The following is a 5227-nucleotide window of genomic DNA, read 5'->3' as shown; positions in this document are numbered from 1 at the left end:
TTGTTTTTTCAAAGAATTGTTGAATAAATATTCTTCATCACCCCCAGATGTTGATACATCTCAAGAAGAAGTTGCATTATTACAGTACACAGGAGGAACAACTGGAATATCAAAAGGATGTATGCTCACTCATAAAAATTTAATAGCCAATACCTTACAATGTGGATCCTGGTTTGTAGAAGCAATTGAAGGAAAGGAAATTATGCTCAGCGCATTACCCTTCTTTCATGTTTTCGGCATGACAGTAGTAATGCTTTATTCTGTGCAAAGCGGATTTAATATGGTTCTTGTGCCCAAGTTTGATACTGAGTCAGTACTTAAATTGGTAAAAAAATATAGACCTACAATATTTCCAGGTGTTCCCACGATGTATTCAGCAATAAATCATTATCCAAATGTTGAAGAATATGATCTTTCTTCTATTAAATATTGTATTAGTGGTGCAGCACCCTTACCGGTTGAGGTTTGCAAGAGGTTTGAGGAATTGACTGGAGCAAAGTTAGTAGAAGGATATGGACTGACTGAAACATCACCGGTTACACACTGTAATCCATTTGAGGGTTTGAGAAAAATAGGTAGCATTGGATTACCGTTTCCTGATACAGATTGCAGGATAATGGAATTAGAAAAAGGGGAAAAAGAAGTACCTATAGGAGAGATTGGTGAGTTAGCAATTTTTGGTCCGCAGGTTATGAAAGGATATTTAGATAAACCCGATGAAACCAAAGCTGTCTTAAGAGATGGATGGTGTTATACAGGAGATATCGCAAAGAGGGATGAAGATGGTTACTTCTATATTGTTGATAGAAAAAAGGACATGATAATATCAGGAGGATTTAATATCTACCCAAGAGAAGTAGAGGAAGTTTTATATGAACATCCAAAGGTTAGAGAAGCAGCTGTTGTTGGAATTCCAGATCCAAAATATGGTGAATCAGTAAAAGCCTTTGTCTCTATAAAAGAAGGTGAAAAGACAACTGAGGAAGAGATCATTCAGTTCTGTAAAAAGAATTTAGCCAAATACAAAATTCCAAAATCAGTAGAATTTAGAAAAGAGATGCCAAAAACACTTGTTGGAAAAGTTCTAAGAAGAGTCCTTGTAGAAGAAGAATTGAGTAAAAAGAAATAACACTTCACTGATTTTTATTTGATAATAAAACCTATGTTGGGCCACTTCCTATATAAATTATAATAACTGTGCCTGGTGGAGCACCAGTTCCTCCTTGAGGGTCTTGATTTAGCACAAGATTTTTAGTAGCTAAACTTGATGGAACCCAATGTTTTTCAACAACAAATCCAACTTCCTCGAGAGTTGATATTGCATCTTCAAAATTTTCTCTTATAACTTTAGGTATGGAAATCATTTCACTCCCAGAACTTAATGTTATTGTAACAAGACTGTTTTTAAAAACCTGTGTATTTACAAATGGTTCCTGAGAAATAACAGTTCCCACTTCAGCAGTTTCAGATATTTCATATATTCGTGCCACAGATAGTTGCTTATTTTCCAGTATATCTCGAGCAGTTTGATAGTCCATTCCTATAACAGAGGGAACTACAATTTTCTCAACTCCTAAACTTATAACCACATTCACAGGTGTGTTGAAACCAACTATCTCTCCAGGTTCTGGAGATTGACTTATTATTTTACCTTTGGGAACTTCACTGTATTTTTCATCTTTTATCCCAACTTTTAAATTGGATTCTTCTAATGCTTTTTTAGCTTCTTCTAACCTCAAACCAACGATATTTGGAACTTCAGTAACTCGTGGACCCAGACTTATTACCAAATAAACAGTCTCTCCCTCCATAATTTTTGATCCTGCTTCAGGATTCTGATTTACTACACAACCTTTTTCAACAGAATCATTATGAACTTGTCTGGAAATAGCCATTTTTAGTTCAAGCTTTTCTAACTCCTCTTTTGCTTTTGATAATTCAGCCTGTTCAAGCTGAGGGACGACAACTTTAGGTATAGGTTTTTGCACCACTTTTAAAAGAAGAGGATATAGAGTAATTGAAATGACTGCTATAAGAAATATGATAAGCGAGGTATATAAAAATCTGACCCATTTAATATTTTTTATAGTTTCAAAACCCTTCGTAAAAACCGCCTTAGTTTCAGGATGTAATTTAGCCTTTACAGTTTCATGTAATTCAGAGATAGGAAGACCTTTTGAACATCTTATTAAATCTTCTTTTAATTGAGTAGCGGAGTTATATCTATCTTCAGGATTTTTTAATAAGCATTTCATTATTACAGTTTCTAAATTTTTAGAAAGATTTTTTATTATATTTGAGGGCAGAGTAGGTTTTTCCCTGATGTGTCTAAGTGCTACACTTAAACTGTCATCTCCCCTAAATGGTGGATCACCCGTAAGCATTTCATACATAACAACACCCAAGGAGTATATATCAGACCTTTTGCTAATTTTTATTCCCCTTGCTTGCTCTGGTGAGATATATTGAGCTGTACCTAACATGGAACCAGTTTGAGTGATACTGGGGGTACTATCCTTAACAATTCCAAAATCTGTGATTTTTATGTCTTTTTCTTTAGTAACTAAGATATTTGATGGTTTTATATCTCGATGAATAATACCCTGTGTATGAATAACTTCCAATGCTTCACAGATCTTTATAGAGATATCCACAACTTCACTTGGTGGAAGTATGCCTTTTTTATTTATTATTTGACTCAGGTTCTCTCCTAAAAGATATTCCATCGCTATATAATATATTTCTTCTTCCTTTCCCCAATCATATACGGTAGCTATATATGGATGTGATAAATTAGCCATGGATTTTGCTTCGCGTTTAAAACGCTCAACAAAATGTGAATCAGATGCAAACTGAGGAAACATTATTTTCAAAGCAACATTCCGGGAAAGTTTTTTATCTCTGGCAAGATAAATATTTGCCATTCCCCCAGAATCAATCTTTTTTAGAATCTCATATCTATTTGCAAAAATTTTACCTTTAAACATTTCAACTCATATTATACCAAGTTAAATATGAAGACTATACATTTTAATAGATGTAGTGGAATATATTATTCTTTACATTTTATTTTAGTAATTATTTTTAACATTTTGTTTTATTAACAAAATAAATTATAAAATCAATTTTTACAAGAACTAAAAGATGCTATAATAATTTCTAAATGGGTGAGTGGTGAAATTGGTAAACACGCTAGGTTCAGGGTCTAGTGCTTTAAAAGGCTTGTGGGTTCAAATCCCTCCTCACCCACCAGATTATGAGGTAATAAAATGGCAAGAAGAGTTAGAAGAAGATCATCAATTTTAAACTTAGTAATAGTAATTGCTATAATAGTACTTCTATCAATATATCTTATAGGCTCTTTTGACTGCAAAAATCTATTCAAAAGAAGAGAATCTCCAATTGAAAATTATATAAAAAAAGCATCGGAGTTAATTAACCTGTCTAATCAGATTTCAAAAAACTTCATAACTACAAGAGAGAAGATTCAATCCTTAGATAGAGTTGAAATGATAACTGAATTACAAAAATATGCTGATAGTAGCAGAGAAATAGCAAACAAGTGCTCAGATTTAAAAGTTCCCGAAGAGATAGAGAGAGCACATGGAGTTTTACAATTTGTATTTGATATGAGAGCTGCTGCATTAGATGACTATAAACCTGCTCTACTTAATGCTCTGGAGGACATAGATGTTGAAATAGCGAGCATACAACTTTCAAGAGCTTTGGAGGATTTACATATAAGTGATAGAGTGTATGAATATTATAAAAAGGCAGTAGGAATTGTTTTAAAGGAGAAGAAACTAGATCAGTTAGAAATACCAGAATCATATTTCTTACAGAAAAAGGAAATATACACTTTAGATAAGATTATGGATTATATAAATGCTGCAAAAGGAGTAGCAACTCTTCAACCAATTCACGGAGTAGCAGTTCTACCAGAAACAGTTGAGTTTGATCCTAAAAAGAAGGAAGAACAGGGAGAATATATTGTCTTACTATATAGTGAGGAAATATCAGTAACAATATCAATTCAAAATCAAGGAAACCAAGTAGAAAAAGACATTCCAATTAAAGTAACACTAAAGTCTGAAATAGAACCTGAACCAGTTACGGTTGAAACAACTATACCAGAGATAAAACCAGAAGAGGTGCTCTCTGTAACCTTACCTGGGATAAAGTCATTTCCTGGAAGTAAGTGCTTACTAAAAATATTGGTTGGTCCTGTTGCATTTGAACAATTTCTTGGTAATAATGAAGTTGAGTTTAAAATCATGGTTGAAAGATAAAAATTTATTTTAAAAATTGAAATTTTTGAATTTTTAATAAATATAATACTAAATATTAGAAATTTTTATTAAAAAATAAAAAAGAAGTACTTATATAAGGAAAATTGTATATAGAACGATAGGAGAAAAATATGCAGAACATTGATACTCTTATATATGTAATAATTGGCATAATATCTTTACTAATTATATGGGCAGTAATTAATGAGATTAGATTAAATAAATTAAGGAAGAAATTAGAACTTTTTATTCCTGAGGAATCCAAAGAAAGTGTTACAGATATTCTTTGGGAATATGTTAAGAAATCTGAAAAATTAGGGGAAAAAGTAAATACTCTTGAAAAAAAGCAAATAGAAACAGAAAGAAAAATGCTTGAAGTGCTCAAATTTGTGGGGACAGTTCATTATAATGCCTTTTCAGATATTGGTGGGGAAACCAGTTTTAGCTTAAGCTTGCTCAATGGAAATGGGGATGGAGTAGTCGTAAGCTCACTTCAAAGTAGGACAGATGCGAGGGTTTATGTAAAACCCATTTTAAATGGAAAATCAAGAATAAAGCTTTCAAATGAAGAAGAGATGGCGATAAAAAAGGCTCTTCAAAAATCCGAAAAAGGTGAAAATAAAATAATTGGTTAAAATATAGTAAATTATTAAAAAGTAATACTAAGAAGGAGAACATAATATATAGAGATGTTAGATATTAAACTGATTAGACAGGATCCAGACCGAGTTAAACAAGAAGTAAGAAATAGAAATATTGATATTGATATTGATAAACTACTTGATCTGGATATTCAAAGAAGAGAACTTCTGGTCGAGGTAGAGGAACTCAGGGCGGAGAAAAACAGGGTTTCAAAATTAATCCTATCATTGAGAGTTGAAGACAGAGAAGAGGTATTAGAAGAAATGCGTGAAGTATCTAAAAACTTGAATGACCTT

Annotated in this window: 5 protein-coding genes and 1 tRNA gene; 5 read left to right on the top strand and 1 reads right to left on the bottom strand. The window is 32.3% G+C overall.

From position 1 onward, the window contains the following. Positions 1 to 1129, top strand: a 1129-nt coding sequence (locus KKC53_06675) for a long-chain fatty acid--CoA ligase (GenBank protein MBU2598830.1), incomplete at its 5' end; no start/stop codon positions are given. 31 nt (positions 1130 to 1160) lie between these two features. Here the strand turns inward: KKC53_06675 and KKC53_06670 are convergent. Next, entirely contained in the window at positions 1161 to 2987 is a 1827-nt protein-coding gene (locus KKC53_06670) for a PASTA domain-containing protein (GenBank protein ID MBU2598829.1), read from the bottom strand. A 178-nt stretch (positions 2988 to 3165) separates the two neighbouring features. Here KKC53_06670 and KKC53_06665 point away from each other — a divergent pair. From KKC53_06665 to KKC53_06650, 4 genes are all read left to right on the top strand, one after another. Further along, a tRNA-Leu gene (locus KKC53_06665) sits at positions 3166 to 3252 on the top strand. Between the two features lie 17 nt (positions 3253 to 3269). After that, positions 3270 to 4289, top strand: coding sequence for a hypothetical protein (locus KKC53_06660; protein MBU2598828.1), 1020 nt, complete (start codon positions 3270 to 3272; stop codon positions 4287 to 4289). 131 nt (positions 4290 to 4420) lie between these two features. Next, positions 4421 to 4924: a DUF4446 family protein gene (locus KKC53_06655; GenBank protein ID MBU2598827.1), complete on the top strand. Its 504-nt coding sequence runs from the start codon at positions 4421 to 4423 to the stop codon at positions 4922 to 4924. 54 nt (positions 4925 to 4978) lie between these two features. Continuing rightward, the coding region (locus KKC53_06650; GenBank protein ID MBU2598826.1) for a serine--tRNA ligase at positions 4979 to 5227 on the top strand (249 nt) is incomplete at its 3' end.

This window comes from Actinomycetota bacterium, from assembly GCA_018830725.1.
Taxonomy (GTDB): domain Bacteria; phylum Actinomycetota; class Humimicrobiia; order JAHJRV01; family JAHJRV01; genus JAHJRV01.
Note: the sequence above shows the minus strand (reverse complement) of the source record. Positions and strands in the feature narration are given on the sequence as shown.

Excerpts from the sequence above, each read along its gene's own strand:
- KKC53_06670 (MBU2598829.1), bottom strand. The coding sequence starts at position 2,987 with ATGTTTAAAGGTAAAATTTTTGCAAATAGATATGAGATTCTAAAAAAG.
- KKC53_06660 (MBU2598828.1), top strand. The coding sequence starts at position 3,270 with ATGGCAAGAAGAGTTAGAAGAAGATCATCAATTTTAAACTTAGTAATA.
- KKC53_06655 (MBU2598827.1), top strand. The coding sequence starts at position 4,421 with ATGCAGAACATTGATACTCTTATATATGTAATAATTGGCATAATATCT.